Consider the following 25,214-nt stretch of genomic DNA (forward strand, 5'->3'; position numbering starts at 1 on the left):
ATGATCGTCTCATAGAGACGTTCTGGCCTGTTCCCGTCCGCTTAAAGCTGCCTATACTTTCGATGAGAGCCTTCCTTCAGAAAGCTTTCCGTTGTTAGCTTTATTGTATCACAGCACCCAGCAAAACCACAGGCAGAACCAAGCTCATTGCACGCCATTTCTAAAATATTTTTACAGGAGGAATATATGATGAATTCACATCGTTCGGCTATGGATGAAGTTCGTATGGCTGCCAAGCTTGCGGATTTGAAAGACGAGCATTACCGCAATACACTGGCGCTAAGTACATTGATTGAACTACTGGTGGACAAAGGCGTAGTGACCCGTGAAGAGGTAGAACGCAAAGCCGCCGAGCTGAACAGCTTTATGGCTCACTTACCTTATCCCAAGGTGTAGGACGATCATAGTACGTATCGCACAATCGAAATTCACTGTCCTTGTAAAAACAGCCGCGGTCTTCCATCGCCCCACGTACAGTCAACTTCGCAAGTTCCATCATATTGTGGTCGCGGCTCAAATGTGCCAAATACGTTCGCTTCGTACGACCTGTCAGCAGCTCGCTAAGAATCGCACCCGCCATCTCATTGGATAAATGACCGATATCACTGAGAATACGGCGCTTGATGTTCCACGGATAACGCCCCATACGCAGCATTTCCACATCATGATTAGACTCCAGTACCAATACGTCCGCGTCTGATATCGCCTGTTTCACTTTGTCGCTGACATAGCCGAGATCGGTCGCTACACTGAGCTTCTCTGCCCCATCATAAAAGCTATACCCTACAGGCTCAGCCGCATCATGGGATATGCCAAAAGACTCCACGCGTAATGACTCAAATTCCCGCGTTGCGCCTGTCTCCAATATTCTGCGGTTATCGTCTGCGATTTGCCCAACAGCATTGCTGATGGCAAACCATGTCTTCTCGTTAGCATATATAGGTAAATTATATTTACGCGCCATGGCGCCTAGTCCTTTAACATGATCAGAATGCTCATGCGTGACCAAAATACCATCCAACTCTTCTCCGCTCAGATCGCGTTCTTTCAGCAATTCGTCAATACGCTTCGCGCTGAGACCTGCGTCGATGAGCAATGTCGTGTCTTCGTTCCGCACAACGGTAGCGTTGCCGGTCGAACCGCTCGACAGCACGGTAAATGAAATCCCCATATCTGTTCAAGACCCTTCTGTATGTTCTGTCTTTGGACTAATGACATCTCCGTTCATCTGCACATAATACACACCTTTCCCGTTGTCCAGCATAAACCGCCACACGGGGGCAGCCACCTGGCTATCGGAGTTAAAGGTCTGTCCGTAATAACCGAGCCGAATATCCTTCACAATCGTATCACGCGGCAAATAGCCATCGATCAGCCTTGCCAGTGCTTTGGACGCAGGCAGCATTTTCTTTGCCTCATCCGAAGGCTGGAGATCGACCTTAATTTTGCGATACCCTGTAATCTTCTGATTGCTGTAAAACAGAGCCAGCTTCACATTAAATAGCGGCCATTTGCCCTGAACCAGCGGATGAAGTACAAAAGCATCTGCTTGTCCGGATGCCAATTCCTCCTGAACATCCAGCGGATCATACTGAAAGTTATCGATATCCTTGATTTGTGGCTCCAATGCCTCAACGAGCGCGTCATGGGTAAATACCAGTTTGCTGTCCACCGGCTTCACCAGCTGCACACGATCATCCTTTTCTCCACTATGAACGTATGTGTAAGAAAGTTTAGGCAGCTGCGGGGTATCCCCGGGAATCGGAGCCAGCACCTGAATGCTTTTCTCTTCCATTAAACGCTGCGTATTTTCATCCAATGAAGTAAAATCCAGATTCGGCCCTGCCGTTTCCTGCGCATCATGCCACAATTGGTAACCCAATACCACATTGAGCAGCAAAAATGTACAGATCAATACGTTTTTGGCGCGGCTCCAATCCATTCCCGTTCCCCCTTCCTGTCACCTCTTTGTCTCCCGGTCTGGCTTCGTTTGTGTTGTGTTGGATGCTGTCGTTACAGGAACAGCATGAATTTCTGCAACAGAACCGTCACTGAGCGTAACGTGCCACTCAGGAGCAAGCTTCAATCCATCATTGGTCAGCTCCGGCTGATATACAGGAGTCAGCTCACGAATTGTCTTCCCTTTTGCTACAGACTCCAGTTGCTTCTTCAAGGGCTCGCCACCCGGCAGCATAACCTTCTTCGAGGATTGCTCTCCTCCCTTGAGGTACAGCAGCGAACGTTCATAGACAGATGCCGTTTCTTGCTGGATTTGCAGCGAAATCGTACCAAAGCGGAATGATGGTGTGTCCAGCACCGGATAAGCACCATAATACTGCTGAAACATCACAGTCGTACGATTTTCATCGCTGCTTCTTAATTTCATTTGGTACGAAGCATCCCAACCGCCATGCTGATTCACAAAATCAACTGCGGCCAGTACATCCCTAATTGGACTGCTTCCACTTGCCCCTGGGGCACTGGGATCGGTATAGCTCATCCATCGTTGCTCCTGCTTAATTTGCAGACTGCGCTTGCTGTCCGTGTAAATTTGGGAGCCGTCCTTCTCCTGAATATTGCGCGTAATCCCTGGATCGAAGAACAAGTTCCGCTGCATTTGCTCCGTCGTAAACAACCCGGCATACACCACAGGCTGCACAGTTTCCAGGTCATTCACGGGAATGTAGTACTGATTATCCACCAGCTCGTACAACGGGGCATTTTCACCGAAATTCACATGCTGCCGAATGTCCTCTACCGTCATGTCGAACTGGTTTGCCTCATACACCACATCGCCTCTGGCACTGAAAAAGAGCGCATGCGGCTTGGCATTCCTTTCGTCTATATAGATCCAAATGCGGTTAATCGTCTCTCCCTGAAACACCGAATCCGGCGTCAGACGCATGACCCGCTCCAGTAATGAAACCGGGACTCCGCCTGAAAAGGATAATTCGATGCCTTCGTTTTCGCTGCGAATCTGGGCCCAGTCCGCTGATTGAATACTTCGACGTTGAAAGTTGTTAAAGCTCCGGCTTTCCAGCCGTGTATAAATTAAATCGTAAAAAGTAACACCCGGATAAAAAATGGTATGCTTCTTCTCGCCTTGGTGAATGAGCATTTTATCAGGAAACACGAGGTTCTCAATCTTTTTCTCCTGTCCCATGCTTTCGGTTTTGACATAGTTCGTTTCTGAAGTGAGTACAGAATCACTGCCTGGAAGGCGGTAAATCAAAAAATAAGTCTGTACCAGGCTGGAAGCAACCAGCAAAATAAGCGTCCAGGACTTCAAACGTTCCTTCACTGTGCTTCCCTCCCTTCACTCGACATGGGTAGCGTAAAGGTCGTACAGGTTCCCTGACCGTATTCCGATTCCAGAAAAATCTGGCCCCCATGCGCCTTTACAATTTCCCGGGCAATCGACAGTCCCAGTCCCGTACCACCCATATTGCGCGATCTCGCCTTGTCTACACGATAAAACCGTTCAAAAATCCGGTCCAGATCTTTTTTGGGAATACCAATTCCGGTGTCTTGTACCGAAATGGACAGCATTCCCTCACTGTTGCGGCGAGCTTCAATCCGAATACTCCCGCCATCTGGCGTATATTTCAACGCATTGGACATCAAGTTGTCCAACACCTGCTCAATTTGGTCCCGGTCGATCACGACCTTACCGATTCCCTGCTCTACGAACATCCCTGAGCGAATGTGCTTTTGCTTCATTTGAAAAGAAAACCGATCTGCGACTTCGTCCAGCATCTCCATCACATCCGCAGGCTGCATCCGCAAAGGCGCCTCATTGGAATCAAGCCGTGACAGATGCAGCAAATCCGTAACCAACCGGATCATACGCTCTGTCTCATTGCGGATCACGCCTACAAAACGCTCCGCGAGCTGCGGTTCAGCCATCGCGCCGTCATCCAGCGCCTCAGCATAGCTGCGGATGGTCGTCAACGGAGTGCGCAGCTCATGTGATACATTCGCTACGAATTCCCGCCGTGTCGTCTCCATTTCCTCCTGCTCCGTCACGTCCTGGAGCACGGCAATCGTCCCCGTAATGCCAATTTCCCGCCGATGAATCGGCGTGAATGTCACACGGATGACGATAGGTTCATCCTGACCGGCTGGCTCCAGCTGCAAGAGCGTGGAGGCCGAAGATCCGCTATACAGGGCCTCGGTTTCCTCCGGGTCGATCCCCAGCAGTACCGCGATATGCCTGCCGGTCATTTCGTTTTCGTTCACGCCCAGCATGGCGCTGGCCCGACGGTTGACCAGAATGACCCGGCCGTTGTCATCAGTAGCGACCACACCGTCGCTCATATTGGTCAAGATGGAGGAGAGCTTCTCCTTCTCCTCTTCATTTTGAGACAGTGCCTCACGCAGACGGCCTGTCATATAGTTAAAGGCCACGCTGAGCCTGCCGATCTCATCATCCCCAAATACAGGCATCTGCTGGTCAAATTTTCCTTCGGCAACCTCTGTTGCATGACGTGTCATCACCTTAATCGGATGCGTAATCGTGTGGGCCAATACCACGCCCAGCACAGCCGTTAGCGCCAGCGCAATGAGCATACCTGAGAGAAACACATTGTTAATGCGTTTCATCGTATCGTAGAGCTCGGTCATCGAAGCGGCGATGTACACCGCGCCGACAATCTTGCCTTGGCTGATGACGGGCTTGGCGACGACCTTCTTGCGGACATTATCCTCGTCCACCATGTATTCCTCGTTATCACGGATACCTTGGAGTGCGCGGCTGACCACTGTCTGCGTATTTTTGCGTCCAACATAATCGGCGTGTGAACCTTGGGAAGTAATTAACACTTTGCCGCTGGCATCCAGCACCTGAATTTCCGCGCCGCTGAAATCAAACAAATTATTTACGCGTGCACGCAGGCTTTCCACGCTGTCTTCTTCCATTTTGCCGTCACTGCCACTCAGATCCTGCTCCGCCAGCACGGACAGCATCTCCGCCCGTGCTTGCAAATCCTGCGTAAAATTACTCGTGAGAGAGTTCTTCATCGAGCTGACAAAATAGACCCCAATCAGCTGCATAGCCACCAAGATAAGCAACACATAGATAATAATCAGCTTTGCATGAATGGTACGAAAGAAAGACAGCCATCTCATGCCCGCAGGCCACCTTTGCCCCCGCTCACGATATATCCAAGACCACGGCGCGTCAGGATGGTCTCCGGCTTGCTCGGGTTCTCCTCAATCTTCTCGCGCAACCTCCGAATGGTCACATCTACTGTCCGTACATCCCCGTAGTATTCGAAGCCCCATACTGCCTGGAGCAAATGCTCCCGCGTCATGACTTTTCCAGCATTCTTCGCCATATAGTGCAATAGCTCATATTCGCGGTGCGTCAGGTCAAGCGGTGTTCCGTTTTTGTAAGCTGTATACATATCTGTATCAAAAAAGAGGTCGCCCACGCGCAGCCCCTGCTTATCCTCCTGCGGTCGGCTTTCCGACGTGCCTGCCCCGCCACGTTGCTGTCTGCGCATCTGTGCCTTCACTCGTGCCAGCAATTCCCGTGTGCTGAACGGCTTTGTCACATAATCGTCCGCACCCAGCTCCAGCCCCAGCACTTTGTCGATTTCGCCGTCCTTGGCGGTCAGCATAATAATCGGCGTCTGGAGCTGATGCCCGCGCACCTCGCGGCATACGTCCATGCCATCCATGCCCGGCAGCATCAGATCCAGCAGAATCAGGTCAGGCTGCTGCTTGACCGCGATATCCACTGCGCTGATTCCATCGAAGGCGCAAATCACCTGGTAGCCCTCTTTTTCCAAATTAAATTTCAAAATATCAGCGATGGGCTGTTCATCATCCACTACTAGAATCGTTCCCTGCATACAGCGTTCACCTCTTTTCACGGATCATAATCTATAATTAACTTTCGTTTGTCAGTACCTATAAGATGTTTATTCTATTCTATCATACCCGTGCGCCATTCCCTTACTTCTCCAGACCCTTTTCTTTACGCAGAAAAAAACCATGCCTGCACCTACTGTTAAGCATGCAGAAAAACATGGCCTTTCCCCTTGATCCTCATAGATCATGTAACTTTCGATATAAACATCCATTCTATCTTAAATACGTCATTGGATTGCGTGGCGTATTATCTTTACGAATTTCAAAATGCAGATGCGTTCCTGTGGAGCGTCCTGTGTTCCCCATGACCCCGATCGACTCGCCTTGCTGAACCACCTGTCCTACATGAACGCCAATGCTGCTCAAATGCCCGTACACGGTTTGGTAGCCGTTGCGATGATCGATCATAATGACATTGCCGTATCCATTCTGCTGACCTGCAAATGTTACCACGCCTTCATCTGATGCGCGAATGTCAGCACTACCGACCAAATCGACACCCTCATGCATACGTCCCCAGCGTGCGCCAAAGCTACTTGACATCGATGCGCCGGACACCGGCCAAGCGAACTGTCCTGAGCCTTCTCCCACGACCTTCGTTCCTCTAAGAACCACCTCAGTAACAGACGGCTGCAGCACCTTTTGACCGAGCCATTCCTCTTGCACGACCTCACCGTTCTCCTTGGTCAAACGATAGTCCATCTCTTTAAGACCTACTTGTCCTGGTCTGACTACTTTGGTAACCCCTGCCTTCAGTTCATCGCTCTGGCGAATCTCAACCTCAGGCTCGATGGCAATCTGTTCGACGACCTTCTCTACTGTTCGCACCGTAACCGGAGCCTTTGGAGCAGTAAGCTTCAATTCATCTCCAATTTGCAAATACAGCTCACGCGAGCCGGGATTGTTCTGCTTAATCTCCCAAGCGGTCATATTAAATTTAGTTGCAATCGACGACAAAGAATCGCCTTCTTGCACTGTATACGTGATAGGAGCCTCACGCCCCTCAGTCAACACTTTGACTGCTTCAGCCTCCGTCAGTACCTTGTTCGGGTCTGCTTTCACAGGCTCGTACGCGACTTTCTCACGGATACTGGCAGACTCCAGCCATGCCTTAGGGGTTTTAGTACTAGCACTCGCATGACTACTGCCCACAGATGTTTTGCGAACCAGCCCCTTGATGCCTGTAGATGTACCCTCACCCACAGGTGTATACTTCTTCTGTACTTGCTTTAAAGCCGCCTGTGCAGTCGCTTTATCCTTTACAATGCCAACCGTCTGTCCGTTGACCTTCACTTCTACCCCTTTGGCATACGCTGTCAGCATACCATCCAGCTTCTTCAGCGTGGCTGCGCTGTCGATATCCGCTTTATATGCCTTCTCAATGTCTGTCGTTACCGCGCTCGTATTGAGCACCATATTGACGCCGGGATACTTATCCTTATACTGTTTGCTCTTCGTTGCGTACAGCTGTTTAAGTTGTTGCTCATTCAAGATATTTCCGACCTCGACGCCTTTTACATACACTTTATAATAAGGAACTGTGTTAGCTCCGACATACTGATTACTCGCAAAAATAAGACTGCCTGCAATCACCACACCGCCTGCCGTCCAGCTCAACCATTTTCTCCGACCGCTCCACCACTTTGCTATTTTCCCCGCTTCCACAGCAGGCTTGTCTGCAACGTTTGAATCTGCATTCCTGCTGTCTGGTGAATCCTGCTCCTTCAAAACCTTCATGACTCTCTCCTTTTCAGCATATCTTATCTCTATATAAATGCGTTCGTTATTGGTCTTTCACACTATGAATTTAGCCTGTATTCACAAGCATCTATGATATTAGTCGCTATCTACCATTGCATAGTTGCGTAAAAGGTTTCAAAAATTTAACCTTTTCACAACACTGTTTACTTTAACATAGCCTTTACAAAGAATTCAACTACACTCCAATTCCTTCCTGGCACGCAAAAAAATCCGCGCATGGCGCGGATTCTACAGTCCTATTTTGAGCATACACATTGCCCCTGAATTCATCGTTATTTATTCAGGATTTTGCAAAATACTCATTTAAGCAAATCCATCAGCTTGTTGTATTCCTCTTTGGTCAAATACTTCGCTAGCACCTGCTGAATATCCTGAAGCTCCTGCTCGGTGAGACCGCCTTCCATCGCAGCTGAAATTTTCTGCATCTCCTCCGGCGGTAGCTTATTCATCAGAATCGCAAAAATCTCCTGCTTCTGTGCCGCCGGTAAATTGTTCTTCTTCTCCGTCAAATGGTCGGGCGTAATAACCAAATCATGGCCTTCAATACTTGTTTCAGGTGTAGCTGTTGTACCTTCTGCCTGCTTCTGAGACTCATTGCCTGATGTTCCCGCCGACGTGGCTCCCTCCTGAGATACCTTGCCATTGGCTGCGCCACCAGCCTCACTTCCGCTTTCTTCTAAGCCCTGTCCCATGACAGGCAACGCATCATCAGGCGGTGTTACACTTCCCGAGTCACTTCCCGTCGTCTTGTTCTTCCCCGTGTCTGTGCTTTGGTCCGTACCCGCACTGCCTTTTAGCCAACCCAATCCCCATATGGGCTGATGATCAAGCTGAATGTTAAACTGCCGCAGCAGCGATTGAACATAAGCATTAACGACTACACCTGTCACTGCCAGCGTTAGTGCGCTAACCAACACGACTGTCATTCCTTTTTTGAGCAGCCATCCAAGCCACCTCATATCCCGTTACCTCCTTATACGCATCCTGCCATGTGTGTATCATCATGAAGTGCATATAGATCAGTATTGACGAGATATGACGATTTTTAACCCATGGAATATGTAAAACTAGCACAATTCAATAGGAGATGCCACCTTCTGATTGAATTAGCGTGTACGACGCACCCAGAAACGGAAAATGTCACTGCGGACATAATCCAGAGAATACAGCACCTGCCTGTTCATTTCATCATAGTGAAGCTGCTTTAATAGTAATACCGTGGCCTGTGGATGCTTCAACAGACGCGTCATATGTGCATCGTCATAGTTGGGAACGGTAAGCTCGGAATACGCTCCGACGATTCGCACCCCCGCCTTGAACTCAAGACTCTGAAAAAGCGAGCCTGAAAAAGAGTCACCTTCTAGAATGGGTCCGGCTAATTTCTCTGGCATCCAGTTGATAGAGTGGGCTACAGCCTCTCCGTTGGCAGTGCGTGTACGCTCTAGAGCAATCATGGGCTCATTCTCGGAAAATCTCATCTGTTCGGCAATATCAGGAGGACAAACCGAGATTCTCTGAATGGATTCCAGCTGCTCGTCTTCCCGTAACCCTGCCGAACGAATCATGTCCCCGATGCTGTACAGGCGGTCGAGGGAGCTTGGAATACTCGGCAGCGGGCAAGTCGCAAACGTGCCACTCCCGTGTTTTACAAGCAGCTTACCTTCTGATTCCAGTTGGCGAATAGCTCCCCGTAGCGTTGTACGCGAGACACGAAACGTTTGGGAAAGTGCAGTTTCCGACGGCAGCCGATCCCCCGGACCCATTTGATTAGCCTTCATATATTCTTCTATACGCTGCTTTATGTTCTCTTGTTTTGTTGACACCGTCCGAAGCCCAGCCTTTCTATTGTGTTAAGCCATATAAATCGGATTCGTAAAAGCAATCATCATCACGCAGTCTTCCATGCAGCCGTAAAGCTCCGCTCGTATCCAGCCCTTACCTAGCGGATCTTGCAATGATAGCGTATATTCACCTGTGTGAGCAGGGATCTGAATCTCGGAGCATATTCCGTGACTACTTGTCAGCAGAAGACGAAGATTCTGAGGCTTGAGGTTGTAATGGGCTGCTCTTGCTTCCACATCCAATTGAACCGTCACAGATAGTGAATCTTCTACAGTCAGCTCTATGCATTCGCCGATGTGATAACGATGTTCTCTGCCCTTAATCTGTGCCCACATCGTCAGTAACGGTCCCATCGTAACTGACACTGAACCGTGGCGAATCGCCTCAACTGCCCGGTCTGCTAAGCCTTCTCGCTCTTCTGCTTCATCATAAACCCCCAGATACGTAACAGCCGGAAGCGCATCATCCGGTTTAGATACATGCCAGTCCCGACCGCTTACCGCAGTGATGCGATACCCCTGATTCAACAAATCGGTCCACATGGCAAACGCCCGCTGGCTATCCCGCTTAATAGATGGCATAAGCGTTGACCAGACTTCTATATAATCCACCTCATGCCAATCCTGAATCGTGTATTCCCAAAAGCACCCCGTACAGATCGGACTTCCGATCCTGAACGGATGGGCAATCCCTGCAATGCCTCCCTGCTCATGCACCTGCCGAATCCCCTCATGGATGTCATCTGGTCCCAGCACACGCCAATCGATAAAGCGGTCAACCCCAAGCGTCAGCATATGCCCGTAAAAGGTCGTCCACTCCATCCCTGAAATGATCGGGAGACCAAACTGCCGCTGAACCTGTTCCTGATCCGTGAGTGCCGATTGCGTGTTGTGATCCGTCATAGCGATGCACTCAAGTCCCAGATCCACTGCGCTTTGAACAAGCTCCTCCAGCGTTTGCTTTCCGTCGCTGTGAAGCGTATGGGTGTGAAGCTCAGCTGGAATCCATTTAAGCATATGCTGCTTCCTCCCCCAATACATGAATTTGGTAGGCAAGCGTCTCGGTTACAACGGCATGCAGACTGACCGTAATCCGCCACATGCCCGCCGGATTATCTCCTGCGAGGAATCCCGGCGAAGCCGCAGGCGAACCGAGCCAATGCTCCTGCTGCATCTCGGGACGGTGCGCATTTCCACGGTGACGGAGAGGATCATCGACAGACAGCGTTAATAAATTTTGCAGCGGGACATACTTCTTCCATAGATCGGATGAATGCCCCGGCTCGTCGTATCCGTATTTGCTCATGCTTTCCTCAATGATTCCTCGTGCTTGCTCTTGATCCTCCAATAACTTGGGCGTGTAAGAGAAGTGAATACGGATCGTTTCAGTCGGCTGTGGAATATGAAAAGAGTACGTAATATGGCTCTGAGTGCAGGTTCTGTCAACCGTTCCTTCCACATACAGTAGTCTGCTCATGACTCCCCATCCTGGCTAGACAGTTCATCCACAACATGCTTTACCATATCATTCACAGGATGTTCTTCATCACCCGACATGTCTTTGTCTGCCGCCCATAAAACACCCACGGGTTGAAGCCGCGTCAGCTCAATTACCCGGTCTGTACGAATACCTGGAAACTGCGGGAGATTATCCTCGTTTAACGTAAAGGCACACAGTCCGGCTACTTCCATGCTGTCCGCACCGCCTTCCAGCAATACGGCTCTGATTTCAGCTATATCCTCAAGCACAGCCTCTCCAGACAGCTTGATCGTGGTGGAAAAATGTGACTCTGCCCCCTCATAAGCGGCTCTAAAATCCCCGAGTCTCAGATCATAATGGCACGATGAATACCACTGCTCCGAGCCGTGAAGACGAAGCTGGACATCGACACAGGCATCTTCCTCACGCCGATTGAAGCCCGGCTTGGACCCTGGAGTCGATTCTCTGTCTGAACCCCGTAAGGGGCGTTTGGAAGTCTGGATAAACACATAGCTACGCTGGTGTGCAAGTGCAATGGAAGACGCTTGTGACGGTATTTCCAGCTCCTGCTGACGTTCCATCTCCCACCCAGTGACCTGATAGGCAAAAGGAAAACGGCTCATGACCGCCTCACGTGGCTCTTCCTCTGGTTTCCACTGGAAAGCAGGCGGCAGCATAAAACGATAGTCCGATGTGATGTCATCCTTAAAGTTTCCGTTAGTTGTTGCGGATTGGAGAACAGGATGCCCACCCAGATCATAATTGCCATTAAACGCAGTCGTAATATGATGTGCCCCCTGGAAAACAGCTTCCAGAACATTGCCTTCCGCATCCAGCTCGACGCGGTACATCCATTCGATATCGGTCGTTCTTCCCCATTTGCTCATAAGCAGCGGCGCGGGCGTTCCCTCATCTTCATGGCTGAACATCATCTGATATTCGATGACTGTCTTCTCCTCATTCCCTTCCACGGAATAGAACAAAACAAGCGGTGTATCCGTAAAGCGATTCTCATAGGGATGTGAGAGATTGCGGCCATATAAAAGCGGGGTATGGCGATAAATCAGCGATCTTGGAGAGGAATCAGCCACGCAGCGCAGTTCAACCCCATCGATCCATGCTCGAGATACAAGCGGAGCCGATTCCAGTTCGCGAAATTCAGCATAGACCTCATAATCGCCTTCTTTTAGATGTCCCAACAAACGGGTATACACTCCCTGACTGCTGCCATAGTACAAAATGACATCTTGATTATAGGCTTCATTCAGGTAGAGGCGTACGAAGGCAGATTCTCGATCTGTCGCAGCCCAGTCACTGTCTGATCTGGCGAACAGATCAAGCTCCGCGTATCCGTCTTCTGGCATGGAGAACCTAAACCGGAACCCGTTTCCCGGGCTGAGCTCAACCTCCGCCTTGTGTAAGGCAATCCGATAACCGCAATCCAGCAGATCCTTTTCCCACACTCGCCCACTAAACCCGGTAATTTGCACCTCTGCTTGGCTGTTCATCCCTGTAACCTCCTTAGTTATAACGGCGGTCTAGCTAGCATCCGCATCCTTCACCATTGTCCGAATATAAAAGTAGCCCATAAAAGAACACAGTAAAAACATAAACACTGCCATTGCGCTGGCCGTATGCGTCTCCTGATAGCTGGAAAACACCTGCTGCATCGCAACACCCAGCACCTGCGGCGAGTTGGCACCAATCAGGAAGGGAGCCGTAAAGCTGCCCATGATTCCCATAAAAATGAAGGTCACCGCAACCCACATCGTTTTGTAGGAAAGGGGTAAAATAAAGCGCCCAAACAGCTGCATCGTGCTGGCTCCGGCATCTCTGGCGCTTTCGACGACGGCGTTTGGAATGCTGGCAAGTGCCGAGCTGAGCAGCATGGTTGCGAACGGAATGTTGAACCACAAATTAGCCAGCACCAGCCCTTTGTAGTCATAAATAATCCTCGGAATCGTCTCAATGCCGAGCGGCAGCAAAAGACGTGCAGCCCAACCGTGATTGCCATACATGGTAATGATCGCATACGTTGCAATTACACCGGGAACAAACATCGGAATAAAATACAAGCGGCCTATCCACTTCACGACAACTCCTTTGCCGAATCTCAGATAAATCGCCAAAGCATAGCTGATGACCAGAGTAAGGGCCGTCGAGACTAACGTGACATTAATCGTATACATGATATTTCTACGCATGGCAGGTTCCGTGAACAGCCGAATATAATTGGCCAGACCGTAGCCCGTTCCATATTGATCAATCAAGCTTTCCTTCACTGCATAAAGAATCGGAATAATAACGACGACCAGCAAAATGAGAAAAGACGGGATGACCAGAGCAAGCCCCAGCATCCCCCTTTTGGACAATGAACTCATGCTCAACCGCCCGCTACTTCACTTTGCCAGCGTTTGTAGATTTCCTGCTGAAGCTCTCCGCTGTTAAAGCTGCGGTATCCAGAAGATACACTGTTGAATTTCTCTTGCAGTTCTGTTGGCATCAGATTCCACTTAATCCCCGGATAGCCGTACATTTTATTAATAACCACCGTTTGCGCTTCAGGCGTCAGTATATAATTCAAGAATTCCTGGGTTGCTTCTTTTTTGGAGGAAAGTGAAGGAACCATCAGATAAGAGGGGCCACCTGTAAAAGCAGGGTCGATCTGTGTCAGCTTCACCGTGTCTGGAAGCAGCCCTTTAGCCAGTTGTTCGAGCGCCATATCAGACCAGGCTGGAACCATGTCTACCTCTCCACTTGCTAAAATATCAAGCGTACCTTGGTTCTTCTTAGGATAGACTCCTTTTTGGTACATTGAAGGGCCCAGTTCCTTGAGCAGTGAGAAACCTTGATCCCATTTCTTCATATTTGCCGGATCATCACTGTTCATCGCCTCTGGCGGAAGGAAATTATAGATAACCGTGTTCACAAATGAACTGCCTGACCCACCTGTGGACGGATCATTATAGGCAAACTTGCCCGGATGCTGGCGAATCCACGTGTACAGCTCGTCGGCTGTTTTCGGAGGTGTCGCTACTTTTGCACTATTATAGGCAAGGACAACCGAAGAGGCACGGTATGGAATGGCCTGATTGTTGACTTGCTTGAGATACGTTTCATCCACATTCTTCAAATTTGGAACCTTGGCAGCGTCCACCGTTTCCCACAGTTTTTCGCCTACCCCTTTAGTGATGTCATCCAGACTGCCTTCGTACAGGTCGATATCTGTATCGGTTTGTCCGCTTTTCTTGGCTGCGATCAGACGGTCCAGTGTAGATGCACCTCCGGTTCCTGCTGGCAAATACACCAGTTTGACCTTAACATGATCATTTTTAGCTTCAAAGTCCTTGATTAACGTTTCCCACAGCTCTTTGACGTTCAGAGACCCTCCAGTGTACAGGGAGATTTCCGTCGTTCCGGTAGCGGCTCCCGCTTTTGTAGACTTGGCTTCCCCTGTAGCCGTGGCGGCATTACCGCCGTTTCCACAGCCAGCCAACAACGATAAACTAAGTACCCCTGCCAAAACCAGACCCATATTCTTTTTCCCAAACACGTTGTTGCCTCCTTTAGATAGTTGCACAAGTTCGCAGCATCACCAGATGATGCGTTCGTGATGGACATTGATGCGATATAGAGGTTGATCGTGAATCTTCACTGTGCTGCTGGAAAAGTAACAATTTTACTGAAGCTGAATCTGATATGCTCTCCACTGCGCAGCTCGGTCGCTCGTTCACGTGGCACAAACATTTTCAGATGATGGGTACCGCTATCCAGCGAAACTTCCGCATAATGCCCGAGAATCATCACTTGTCTGATCGTTCCGGCTAGAGAACCTTTTTCTTCCGTCGTCAGAACAATATCCTCTGGCCTTACACCAACCATGGATTCACCCGTGTATTCATGCTCTTGTGCAAACGGTATTCCGCTCACAGAGACACTGCGACCTGTACTCACCCCCTTTAATAAATTGATCCGGCCAATAAAACCTGCTACAAAAAGTGACTGTGGCTTGTCATAGATCTCCTGCGGTGAAGAGAGCTGCTCAATCCGGCCCGCATTCATAACGACGATGCGGTCGGAAATGGACAACGCCTCCTCCTGATCATGGGTGACGAACACCATCGTCATCCCCGTCTGGGTCTGGATATCGCGCAGCTCCTCTCTCATCTCCATACGCAATTTGGCATCAAGCGCGGAAAAGGGCTCGTCCAGCAGCAATACATCAGGCTTTAGCAGCAGAGCCCGAGCGAGTGCTACCCGCTGCTGCTGACCGCCCGAGAGCTGTCCCGGCGTTTTACGCTCTGCGCTCTCTAGCCGAACCAGCGCTAGCGCTTCCTTCACCTGAAGGTCAATCTCTGTCTTCTTCACCTTTCGAATCTTCAACCCGAAAGCCAGGTTGTCATACACGGTCATATGCGGCCACAAATTATAGCTTTGGAACACCATAGCTGTCGGACGCTTTTCGGGCGGCAGCTTGAGTACGCTTTTACCCTGCATCTGAATGTCGCCACTGTCCGGGTCCAAAAAACCGCCAATGGAGCGAAGCACGGTTGTTTTACCACAGCCGGAAGGTCCCAGCAGTGTCACCAGCTCTCCCTTCATCACGTCAAGTGAAATGCCTTTGACTCCGTCTCCTGTCTTGAAGCGCTTGGTTAACTCTTGAATGGATAATTGAATGGGCATTAGCTTAGGCTCCTTTTTCAGGATTTTACAAACTCCTCTTTTGACCAATTACGTTATTTCACCTGAAATCCGCCTGCCAGTACATCCGCACTTACAAAACGCTTGGCTGCCAATAGCAGAATGATCGTTGGTAGGGTAAGAATGACCGAGAAAACAGCGCCCGTTGTGCTTGGATAATCAGCAATGATGGAATACATAATGACCGGCATTGTTTTATAGTCTGGCGTTCCGACAAGGAGTGTCCCCTGTGCTTCATCTAGTGAAGCAAGAAAGGTAAAAATGGAGGCGACCACAATGCCGGGCAGCGCCATAGGAAAGGTGATTTTCCAAAACACCCGAAATGGTCCGGCTCCAGCATCCCGCGCTGACTCCTCCTGTGCACGATGTACGCTGCGGAAGGCAGAGGATGGAATCCAGGTCATATACATGAGCGTGTTTACCATATGGATAAGCACAATGCCTGCAAAGGTGTTCATCAACCCGAATTGGTAGAATAGTACGGCAATAGACACATACAAACCCATTTTCGGAAAAGCATGCGTAAGTAGGAATGAGAAAAGGAACCACTTACTGAACGGGAAAGAAATTCGTGCAAAGGCATAAGCAGCAGGAATACATACGATAATGGAGCAGACCGTAACGGTAATCGCAATCAGGAAGGATAGAGAAATCGAGCTGAGAACATCATCCTGGGTAAGTACAAACTTCCACCATTCCAGTGACAAGCTCTGCGGGAGCGGTGCAGGATACTGCCATTTTCCCGAAACCGCCAAAAGGAGAAGATTGGTCAGAGGCCCCAGGAAAAAAATGACGAAAATGATAAGCACGATGAATTCTACAATTTTGCGTGTGCCGAGTGAGCGAAGATACCAGTTCATAATTCATCCCTCTCAAGACGTCTAGACGTCCGAATCTCTTTTCTATTTGGATTATAGAGAGGGTTTGTTATCACAAATCGACAAGGAAGATAAGATTATGTAAAGGGGAAGATACCATTTAACACTTCACAGAATAAAAAAAGAGAGAGGCTGCTAACAGCCTCTCTCTTTGAATGTGTATCAATAGCTATATCATTCTTGTCCTACAAATAAATCGGAAGCACCTGATTCGTTTGATCGCGATTACGCCCAACCGAGAAAATAGCGATTGGGATACCTGTCAGATCAGACACACGTTGTACGTAATTGCGTGTAGTCTCAGGCAGTTCCTCCAGCGTTTTCACACCAGTGATGTCTTCGCTCCAACCTGGCATTTCTTCATATACCGCTTCGCATTCCGCCAGCATTTTCAGGCTAGCCGGATAATGCGTAATCACCTCGCCGCGGTACTTGTAACCTGTGCAAATTTTCACCGTTTTCAGGCCAGTCAATACGTCCAGCGAGTTCAGGGAAAGACCCGTTAACCCACTGACACGACGGGCATGACGCACAACGACGCTGTCAAACCAGCCCACACGACGAGCACGACCTGTAACCGTACCGTACTCATGACCTGTTTCACGAATGTAATCGCCGACTTCATCGTTCAGCTCAGTTGGGAAGGGGCCATCACCTACACGAGTTGTGTACGATTTAGCTACACCGATGACTTGTTGAATCTTGGATGGTCCCACACCGGAACCAATACATACGCCGCCAGCCGACGGGTTAGAGGACGTAACGTATGGATACGTACCTTGGTCGATATCGAGCATAACGCCTTGCGCACCTTCAAACAGTACCTTTTGATTTGCGTCAATCGCATCATTCAACACGACAGACGTATCGCCTACATAAGGACGGATAAATTCAGCATATTCCAGATACTGTTTCAGTATTGCTTCTACATCCAATGGCTCGCCGCCATATACTTGTTCAATCACTTGATTTTTCTCTTTCGTTTGGTGCCGCAGCTTCTTTTCGAATTCCTCTGCATCCAGCAAATCAGCAATACGAATACCGTTACGTGCAGCCTTATCCATATAAGCAGGGCCAATCCCTTTACGGGTAGTACCAATTTTGTTAGGACCTTTGCGGTCTTCTTCCAGCACATCCAGCGTCATATGGTACGGCATAATCACATGTGCACGGTCACTAATGACCAGATTTTTCGTGGAAAATCCATTATCATGAATGTAAGTAATTTCTTCAATAAGAGCGGCTGGATTGACTACCATGCCGTTGCCAATAACACACTTTTTATCTTCATAAAAAACGCCGGATGGAATCAGGCTCAGCTTGTACTTTTTACCGTCAATGAGAATCGTATGACCAGCATTGTTTCCGCCTTGGTAACGGGCCACCACTTCAGCGCTTTCCGCCAGATAGTCCGTGATTTTACCTTTGCCTTCGTCTCCCCATTGTGTTCCCACAACGACTACAGTTGACATGTTTCATTCCTCCGTGGAGTGCCCACAGACACTCTGATTTTGAGCTGACACACTACGCATATCCGACTTCAACCGCCTGAGCGAGCAGATATGGAGCGTTCTCGGACAGCAGGAAAAAACGTCCGTCGCAGACATTCCGTAGGTTCGGAAAGCCCCGGGCGTAATGATCTCCCCACTGCGTTGAAGCAGCACTATAAGTGTAACAGCACCATTTTTTAAAGTCAAATAAAAAGCGAACATTATATTACATGAAAATAGTATTGTTCGTAATTGAGAGTTTCATTCCTTATATGAAAATACGTGAATTCTATAAAAAAGACCCTTTCGAGATCGCGAAATCCGCGTCGAAAGAGCCTTTTCTAATGATACTAATATGTTATCCGGCGAACGCATCCGAATGGGCACGCTCGTAATTAGCGAATTTATTATAATTTTTGAGAAAGACCAACTCTACCGTACCGACCGGGCCGTTACGCTGCTTGGCAATGATAATCTCAATAATATTCTTCTTTTCTGTTTCCTGATTATAGTAATCATCCCGGTACAGAAACGCCACGATATCAGCATCCTGCTCGATAGAACCCGATTCCCGCAAGTCACTCATCATCGGCCGCTTGTCTTGACGCTGCTCCACACCCCGACTCAGCTGGGAGAGGGCAATTACAGGCACTTCAAGCTCACGAGCAATTTGTTTCAATGTCCGTGAAATTTCCGATACCTCCTGCTGCCGGTTCTCGCCTGCTTTGCCTCGTCCGTGAATAAGCTGCAAGTAGTCGATTACGATCATACCCAGTCCCTTTTCCGCCTTAAGACGGCGGCATTTGGCACGGATATCAGCCACAGTGATGCCGGGCGTATCATCGATATAGATTTCCGCCTCTGACAAGGCTGCAATGCCCATCGTCAGCTTCGCCCAATCGTCGTCGCCTTTAAATTCACCTGTCCGCATGACGTTCGCGTCCAGATTGGCCTCGGCGCAAATCATCCGCTGCACGAGCTGAGCGGCCGACATCTCCAGACTGAAGATGGCTACCGTCTCTTTTGCCCGAACTGCAACGTTTTGCGCAATATTCAGAGCGAACGCTGTTTTACCTACGGATGGACGGGCGGCCACAATGATCAAGTCATTGCGCTGGAAACCCGCCGTCATCTTGTCCAAATCAACAAATCCAGACGGAATTCCGGTCGTATTGCCCTTATTCTGATGCAGCAATTCAACGCGGTCAAACACTTCCATCACGACATCGCGGATGGCAATAAAGCCACTACCTGAGCGCCCGTTGGATATCTCCATAATCTTGCGCTCAGCATCGCTCAGCATACCAGCGACATCCTCGCCACTGCTATAGCCTTCGCTCACAATCTGCGTAGCTGCACGAATCAAGCGACGAAGCATCGCTTTTTCTTCAATGATCTGGGCATAGTAATCCACGTTAGCCGCTGTTGGCACCCCGTGAGCCAGCTTCGCCAGATAACTGACACCGCCGATATCCTCTAGCTGTCCCTTGTCCTGAATTTTCGAGGTCAGCGTAACCAAGTCAATCGGCTGTCCGGATTCACCCAGCTCAATCATTGCTTCGTAAATCATCTGATGAGCCTTATCATAAAAGTCCTCGGTCTGCACCCGCTCCATTGCGGTAATCAGTGCTTCAGACTGGAGCAAAATAGACCCGATAACCGCCTGTTCAGCCTCCAGATTTTGCGGAGGAATCCGATCAAAAAATTCGCCGCCCATAATTATTCTTCAGTCACCTGTACTTTCAGCGTAGCTTTGACCTCAGGATGAAGCTTAACGGTCATTTGAGTCACGCCCAACGTACGAATCGGTTCTTCCAGCTCAATTTTGCGTTTGTCCAGCTTGATGCCAGTTTTAGCTACTGCCTCCGCGATTTGCTTGCTTGTAATCGCGCCGAACAGCCGTCCACCTTCACCAGCCTTCGCCTTGAGCTGAACCGTTGTCTCTTCCAGCTTTTTGCCGAGTGCTTGCGCCTCTTCCTTTTCCTCTTGCTTACGCTTTTCCTCCGCAGCATTCTGATTTTCCAGCGTCTTCATATTTCCTTCTGTCGCTGGACGGGCAACACCACGCGGCAACAGGAAATTCGCTGCATAACCGTCCGAAACTTCCTTAATTTGCCCCTTCTTGCCTTGGCCCTTCATATCTTTAATGAATATCACTTTCATTCAAATAACCCCTCTTCCCCATCAATTTCGGCCAGCACGTCGACCACTCTGCGCTTAGCTTCCTCCAGCGGGCAATCCAGCTGAACCGCCGCATTCGTCAGATGTCCTCCGCCGCCTAGCCGTTCCATGACGACCTGTACGTTCATGCGTCCGAGTGAACGGGCACTGATCCCCACCAGGCCGTCAGGACGTTCACTGACCACAAAGGAGGCCAGTACATCCGTCATATTGAGTAATGAATCCGCCACCTGAGCAATCAGGAGCTGCGGTATTTTCTGTCCGGGCTCAGTTACCGCAATTGCGATATGCCCATATATCATTTTAGCATGCTTAATAATTTCCGCCTTAGCAATATATTCATCCAGGTCCTCTTTTAACATGCGCTGGATCATAACTGTATCTGCCCCGCTACGTCGTAAAAAGCCGGCTGCCTCGAATGTACGCGAGCCTGTATGCAGGGAAAAATGCTTGGTATCTACCGTAATCCCTGCCAGCAGTGATGTTGCCTCCAGCGGTGTCAGTTGGACCTTCTCATGGATATATTGCAGCAGCTCGGTCACCAGCTCACAGGCCGATGACGCATAGGGCTCCAAGTAGATCAGAACCGAATCGTTAATAAATTCCTCGCCCCGACGATGATGGTCGACAACCACCACCCGACTGGCCGTCTGCACTAGACGCGGCTCAATCGTCATGGAGGCCTTGTGCGTGTCCACCACGACCAGCAGACTGTGCTCAGTCATCAGCTGGAGCGACTGCTCTGGCGTCAGGAGCGCTTGCGATAACTTCTCATCCTTGTTTACCTGCTCCATCATTCGGTCGATAGACGGATTGGATTTATCCAGCACGATATGTGCCTCTACATTGTAAAGCGCCGCAGCCTTCCACACACCGATGGCCGCTCCCACTGCATCCATGTCCGGTATTTTATGTCCCATGATCAGCACGCGGTCGCTCTCCTGCATCAGATCACGCAATGCATGTGCAATGACTCGGGCACGTACCCTGGTCCGCTTCTCGACAGCATTGGACTTGCCTCCGTAAAAGGACAGGCGTTGTCCCGCCTTCACTGCTGCCTGATCGCCTCCACGTCCAAGTGCCATATCCAGACTGGACTGGGCCAGCTCGCCTAGCTCCTTGATGCTCTCTGCACCGAAGGACAAGCCAATACTCAGTGTCATCGGTACTTTCAAATCCGCCGTCATTTCCCTTACGGTATCCAGAATGACGAATCGACTTTGCTCCAGCTCCTGAAGCGCTTTATGATTTAGCATAATGAGATAACGCTCAGAAGATAATCGACGCAAATAAATATTGTACTGATTAGCCCAGGATGTAATCTCGCTTGACACCTTCGCAATAAGCGCGGTGCGCTGCTGATCGTCCATCCCCTGAGCAGCCTCGTCCATATTATCGAGCATGACGATACCGAGCGCCAACCGCTCGTTTTCATACTGCTTGCGTAGCACCGCCAACTCCGTGACTTCATACAAATATATCAGACGCTCATCAGGCACGATCAGAAACTGATAATGACGCTCATCATGCTGTTGCTCCACCTTCAGCTCACGAGCAGGCTCCTTTGTTTCCTTCTTGGTGCTTAGAGCACCTGCGAGTTGAGGAAACAAATCCTGAAGAGACTCACCAATCAGTGATTGCTCTTCGAACATCTCCCCGGCAAACCGATTGTGCCATTCTACCGTTCGATTTTCACTGTATAAAATGATGCCGAACGGCAATGCACTAATCGCTTCCCCTTCCACCCGCTTGATCCGGAAGGAAAGACCGCTGATATATTGATTCAGTTCCCGACGAAAATCCAATTCCGTCTTCAGCATCAGCCCGCCGAGCAAGAATGACAGCAGCAGTCCTATCACACCCAGTTCCCAGTTGTACATGGAAATACATATGACAAGCACCAGCAGCAGTAAAAACGCCCAGACCGTCTGATAGCCGTGCCAGCGTTTTTGTAGAAATTTAGGCATGACTGTTCACCCTATTTCTTTGATCTTGTAATAGCTTCACGCAGCGGAAAGGCCAAATCAATAATACCTATAATGCGGAGCGGCTGGAACACCAGAACGACGAGCGACAGCAGCAACGCAATCACCGGGCTCATTTTACGGCTATGCGTCCAGAAGTATACAAAACCAATCGTCTGGATAATAAAACATGCATGAATCAGCGGTAGCATACTAATGGAAACCATTTGAATCCAGCTGCTATCGGAAGACCCTGCTATCCATTCAATTACAATTGCCAGCAGATAATACCAGATCAGCGCGCGCGGTAGCCTCCACTCGCGGGCAGGCTTCATTTTGCGTACCGGTACATCGAGACTGCTCAATGCCGGACGTGCCAAAGCATGCGTAATCACCGCCAATATGAACGAGGTCACGATCAGCACATACGGAATTTTTCCAATCAGCATTGTGCCGAGTTTCTGCGTATCCTCTGCCGTCCAATTCATGTTTGAAAACATCGGATTAGCACTCAAAACCTGCTGTACAATACTTGCCGATATCGCAGCCTGATCACGAAGGTACTGCGAAAGATCAAATCCAAAGGAATACGTAGCGATAAACAGAACAACCAACAACTCGGCTAAAATAACGCCCATCCCGGTCATCAACGCTTGAAAAGCAGGTCCTCCCTTTTTATAAATCCGTCCCATCATTATTGAAGGAATCAGAAAATAAATCGCGGGGAGCAGCGAATACACATCGAGTAGCGCTATAATTAACAGCACCGGTATGACGTGGACCAGAAATCCTTTGAAAGGCAGCGATGAAAACAATACAGCGCCAGGCACAATCAGCAAAAATACGGTAATGATTCTTAATGGTGTCAATAGAGTCAGCAGCAGAAGCAAATAAATGACGCTCCATGCTACAGTTGCCAAGCGGAATTTCAACGTTTTCACCTCTTACGCATATGTTCTTCCAGTGCGGAAATGTCCTGATACCAATCCTCCAGCTGGTGTCCTTCTTTTCTGTGCTTTCTTAGCTTGTCGATGAGTAGATCATCCAATTCACGGTAAGACACTCCAAGGCGCCTCCCCAAAATATAACTGCTCATCACCAAACTCGCCAAACAATCACCGATGCGGGCTGTACTGCCTTCCCACATCGCCTTAAACAGACGGGAGACTTGGTCAAGCACCTCTGTTTTAAGCCATTCAATAACCTTGGCTCGTTTAACTACATCCATTTCTTTAGGCATATGATGAAGAGTCACACCCCTCTGAAAAAGCTTTATTCTCCATTATAGCATATCCTATTCTGAAAATAACTGTTACCCCATAGGATAAATCGTTATTTTCGGACCAGCTTTGCTGCTTATTTTAGCTTGAAGTATTGAGCGATTCCCTGGACACAAATTTTTCACAATACTCAATAATCTGGCTGCGACGTACAATGCCAATAAACCGTTCCATATCATCTACGACGGGTACAAAATTCTGTACCTTCGCCAAATTAATTAAATCCTCCATGTTCGCGTCAATGGATACGGGCTTCATCGTAACCCGCAACGGAACGTCCTTAAGCATGAACTTAGAAGCGTTTTCAAAGGTGATTTTCCCCTCGGACTCTTTCATATGCCACAACAGATCACCTTCTGTAACCGTACCTGTATATCTACCTTCTTTATCCAAAATAGGAACCGCTGTAAAACGGTGATATTCCATCCGTTCCAACGTTTGCCGTAAAGTAGCATCCGCCGTTACACAAGCAACTTCCTGTTTGGGAAGCAAGAAAAAAGCGATATTCATGAGAAACGAATCCCCCTCAAAATCAAATATAAATCCATTGATTATTCACTGAATGTCCTGCTTGTCGGGAAGCCTCAGCGTCTGCGGGGTTGTATCGGAATCTAGCCAGTTGGCAATCATGAGTCTGGCATATTCAAGTTCCTGTTCATTAGCCCGGTCATAATACAGGCCCTTCTTCTTGAACCCTTCCCCCGTAATCGTAAAACTTGAAATTTGTGGATTCCCCTGCGAAATAGCTTGCTTGCCAAGCCCAGTAATAAAAGTAGGTTCCATATCGGTTTTAAAATTGGCTCCCATAATATCGAGCAGCTCCGGGATCTTGGTAATTCCGTTGATATTCAGCAGCTTATCCGCCATAGCGTTCAAAAATATTTGCTGCCGTTTTGTACGGTTGAAGTCACTATCTTCCCGATATCTAACATAATACATGGCTTCTTCACCATTATAAAGCGGCTTGCCCGCCTCAATACGGAACTTGATATGCAGCGGGTTCTTATTCTCAATGGGCTTGTCGATTGGAAGCACAACTCCACCCACTGCATTCACCGCCTCCTGAATACCCTGGAAATTAATCGTAGCATAATAATCGGCCTTATGCTCCATCAACTTCTCTACTGTAGCCATGGACATATCTTCGCCTCCGAACGCATAAGCATGCCCCAACTTATCAAAATCATCCTCGCCATCGCGATTCGGATCATGTCCGGCAATCTGTACGTACGTATCCCTTGGAATGGAAACTAAAAGCACACGCGATTCTGCGGGCCGTACTACCGCATACATAACCGTATCCGAGCGACCACGCGCCTTTTCATTTGGCCTTTGATCCGTACCCAGTAACAGCACCGAAAAGGGTTCCTTACGGTAAGCTACTGTCTCTTGCTGCTGTTCCCCGGATTGTCGCGGCTGATAGGATTTCTCCAGCTTGCTTTCCAACGTCGGTGATACAAACCAATCAAAAGCCACCAGTGTCAGCTGTTTGCGGAACAGGTAGCCTCCCACTGCAATCAAAAATAAAACAATACATGAAATATATAGAGCGGTAAACCTCTTTTTCTTTTTGGGCTTTCCACTGGTCCTTCTCTTATGTCTTCTCTCCATAACAGGTACCTTCCTTCTTTCCGTCACAAATCCCATCTCTTCATTAAACCAAATTGGTCCCACATGAAGCTGAAACTTCCCCTCAAAGCATAAAAGGTCTACTACCTTGTTGTCAAAAGTGTCATGGCGTGGTCAGCTCCTCGAATTCATACC

Annotated in this window: 24 protein-coding genes; 1 reads left to right on the forward strand and 23 read right to left on the reverse strand. The window is 49.0% G+C overall.

Going from position 1 to position 25,214, the window contains the following annotated elements; all coding sequences use genetic code 11:
• Window positions 1–189: 189 nt before the first annotated feature.
• Window positions 190–396, forward strand: coding sequence for a hypothetical protein (locus tag ACWGXJ_RS25015; protein ID WP_452567956.1), 207 nt, complete (start codon window positions 190–192; stop codon window positions 394–396).
• Here ACWGXJ_RS25015 and ACWGXJ_RS25020 read toward each other — a convergent pair.
• From ACWGXJ_RS25020 to ACWGXJ_RS25130, 23 genes are all read right to left on the reverse strand, one after another.
• Window positions 365–1,171 carry an MBL fold metallo-hydrolase gene (locus ACWGXJ_RS25020; RefSeq protein ID WP_023991120.1) on the reverse strand — a complete coding sequence of 269 codons (807 nt, stop codon included), beginning with the start codon at window positions 1,169–1,171 and terminating at the stop codon, window positions 365–367. The genes ACWGXJ_RS25015 and ACWGXJ_RS25020 overlap by 32 nt on opposite strands.
• Before the next feature lie 6 nt (window positions 1,172–1,177).
• Complete coding sequence (gene yycI / locus ACWGXJ_RS25025; protein ID WP_028540969.1) at window positions 1,178–1,942, reverse strand: two-component system regulatory protein YycI; 765 nt, start codon at window positions 1,940–1,942, stop codon at window positions 1,178–1,180.
• A gap of 18 nt (window positions 1,943–1,960) precedes the next feature.
• Complete coding sequence (locus ACWGXJ_RS25030) at window positions 1,961–3,301, reverse strand: YycH family regulatory protein (protein ID WP_452567834.1); 1,341 nt, start codon at window positions 3,299–3,301, stop codon at window positions 1,961–1,963.
• Window positions 3,298–5,127 (reverse strand): cell wall metabolism sensor histidine kinase WalK, encoded by a 1,830-nt coding sequence (gene walK / locus ACWGXJ_RS25035; protein ID WP_039272088.1) that lies wholly within the window; start codon window positions 5,125–5,127, stop codon window positions 3,298–3,300. Before walK ends, ACWGXJ_RS25030 begins: the two co-directional genes overlap by 4 nt.
• Window positions 5,124–5,855 carry a response regulator YycF gene (yycF, locus tag ACWGXJ_RS25040; RefSeq protein WP_023991124.1) on the reverse strand — a complete coding sequence of 244 codons (732 nt, stop codon included), beginning with the start codon at window positions 5,853–5,855 and terminating at the stop codon, window positions 5,124–5,126. The genes walK and yycF overlap by 4 nt, the downstream gene beginning before the upstream one ends.
• A gap of 232 nt (window positions 5,856–6,087) precedes the next feature.
• Window positions 6,088–7,611, reverse strand: a complete 1,524-nt coding sequence (locus ACWGXJ_RS25045) for a peptidoglycan DD-metalloendopeptidase family protein (RefSeq protein WP_452567835.1) — start codon at window positions 7,609–7,611, stop codon at window positions 6,088–6,090.
• 323 nt (window positions 7,612–7,934) lie between these two features.
• Complete coding sequence (locus ACWGXJ_RS25050) at window positions 7,935–8,594, reverse strand: hypothetical protein (protein ID WP_452567836.1); 660 nt, start codon at window positions 8,592–8,594, stop codon at window positions 7,935–7,937.
• 147 nt (window positions 8,595–8,741) lie between these two features.
• A complete protein-coding gene (locus ACWGXJ_RS25055) occupies window positions 8,742–9,458 on the reverse strand; it encodes a GntR family transcriptional regulator (RefSeq protein WP_452567837.1) in 717 nt (238 codons plus the stop codon).
• Between the two features lie 27 nt (window positions 9,459–9,485).
• Window positions 9,486–10,493, reverse strand: coding sequence for a CehA/McbA family metallohydrolase (locus tag ACWGXJ_RS25060; protein WP_452567838.1), 1,008 nt, complete (start codon window positions 10,491–10,493; stop codon window positions 9,486–9,488).
• Complete coding sequence (locus ACWGXJ_RS25065; protein ID WP_414125926.1) at window positions 10,486–10,953, reverse strand: hypothetical protein; 468 nt, start codon at window positions 10,951–10,953, stop codon at window positions 10,486–10,488. Before ACWGXJ_RS25065 ends, ACWGXJ_RS25060 begins: the two co-directional genes overlap by 8 nt.
• Entirely contained in the window at window positions 10,950–12,464 is a 1,515-nt protein-coding gene (locus ACWGXJ_RS25070; protein ID WP_452567839.1) for a hypothetical protein, read from the reverse strand. The genes ACWGXJ_RS25065 and ACWGXJ_RS25070 overlap by 4 nt, the downstream gene beginning before the upstream one ends.
• A gap of 30 nt (window positions 12,465–12,494) precedes the next feature.
• A complete protein-coding gene (locus ACWGXJ_RS25075) occupies window positions 12,495–13,337 on the reverse strand; it encodes an ABC transporter permease (protein ID WP_165178318.1) in 843 nt (280 codons plus the stop codon).
• 2 nt (window positions 13,338–13,339) lie between these two features.
• Complete coding sequence (locus ACWGXJ_RS25080) at window positions 13,340–14,509, reverse strand: extracellular solute-binding protein (protein WP_025723151.1); 1,170 nt, start codon at window positions 14,507–14,509, stop codon at window positions 13,340–13,342.
• A 98-nt stretch (window positions 14,510–14,607) separates the two neighbouring features.
• The gene (locus tag ACWGXJ_RS25085; RefSeq protein WP_039272104.1) at window positions 14,608–15,639 is read right to left on the reverse strand and encodes an ABC transporter ATP-binding protein; all 1,032 of its coding nucleotides are present in this window, start codon (window positions 15,637–15,639) and stop codon (window positions 14,608–14,610) included.
• A 53-nt stretch (window positions 15,640–15,692) separates the two neighbouring features.
• Window positions 15,693–16,517, reverse strand: coding sequence for an ABC transporter permease (locus ACWGXJ_RS25090; RefSeq protein WP_039272106.1), 825 nt, complete (start codon window positions 16,515–16,517; stop codon window positions 15,693–15,695).
• Between the two features lie 203 nt (window positions 16,518–16,720).
• A complete protein-coding gene (locus ACWGXJ_RS25095) occupies window positions 16,721–18,007 on the reverse strand; it encodes an adenylosuccinate synthase (protein WP_029518946.1) in 1,287 nt (428 codons plus the stop codon).
• Between the two features lie 376 nt (window positions 18,008–18,383).
• Window positions 18,384–19,742 carry a replicative DNA helicase gene (gene dnaB / locus ACWGXJ_RS25100; RefSeq protein WP_013373892.1) on the reverse strand — a complete coding sequence of 453 codons (1,359 nt, stop codon included), beginning with the start codon at window positions 19,740–19,742 and terminating at the stop codon, window positions 18,384–18,386.
• A gap of 2 nt (window positions 19,743–19,744) precedes the next feature.
• Window positions 19,745–20,188: a 50S ribosomal protein L9 gene (rplI, locus tag ACWGXJ_RS25105; protein WP_013312788.1), complete on the reverse strand. Its 444-nt coding sequence runs from the start codon at window positions 20,186–20,188 to the stop codon at window positions 19,745–19,747.
• Entirely contained in the window at window positions 20,185–22,173 is a 1,989-nt protein-coding gene (locus ACWGXJ_RS25110; RefSeq protein ID WP_452567840.1) for a DHH family phosphoesterase, read from the reverse strand. Before ACWGXJ_RS25110 ends, rplI begins: the two co-directional genes overlap by 4 nt.
• Window positions 22,174–22,184: 11 nt before the next feature.
• Window positions 22,185–23,102 (reverse strand): DUF2232 domain-containing protein, encoded by a 918-nt coding sequence (locus ACWGXJ_RS25115; RefSeq protein WP_165178320.1) that lies wholly within the window; start codon window positions 23,100–23,102, stop codon window positions 22,185–22,187.
• Window positions 23,103–23,107: 5 nt separating this feature from the next.
• Window positions 23,108–23,410 carry a MazG-like family protein gene (locus tag ACWGXJ_RS25120; protein ID WP_013312791.1) on the reverse strand — a complete coding sequence of 101 codons (303 nt, stop codon included), beginning with the start codon at window positions 23,408–23,410 and terminating at the stop codon, window positions 23,108–23,110.
• Between the two features lie 121 nt (window positions 23,411–23,531).
• Window positions 23,532–23,960: a CBS domain-containing protein gene (locus ACWGXJ_RS25125; RefSeq protein WP_013312792.1), complete on the reverse strand. Its 429-nt coding sequence runs from the start codon at window positions 23,958–23,960 to the stop codon at window positions 23,532–23,534.
• Window positions 23,961–24,005: 45 nt separating this feature from the next.
• Window positions 24,006–25,061: an LCP family protein gene (locus tag ACWGXJ_RS25130; RefSeq protein ID WP_452567841.1), complete on the reverse strand. Its 1,056-nt coding sequence runs from the start codon at window positions 25,059–25,061 to the stop codon at window positions 24,006–24,008.
• Window positions 25,062–25,214: the final 153 nt, after the last annotated feature.

The organism is Paenibacillus sp. S33, assembly GCF_053615415.1.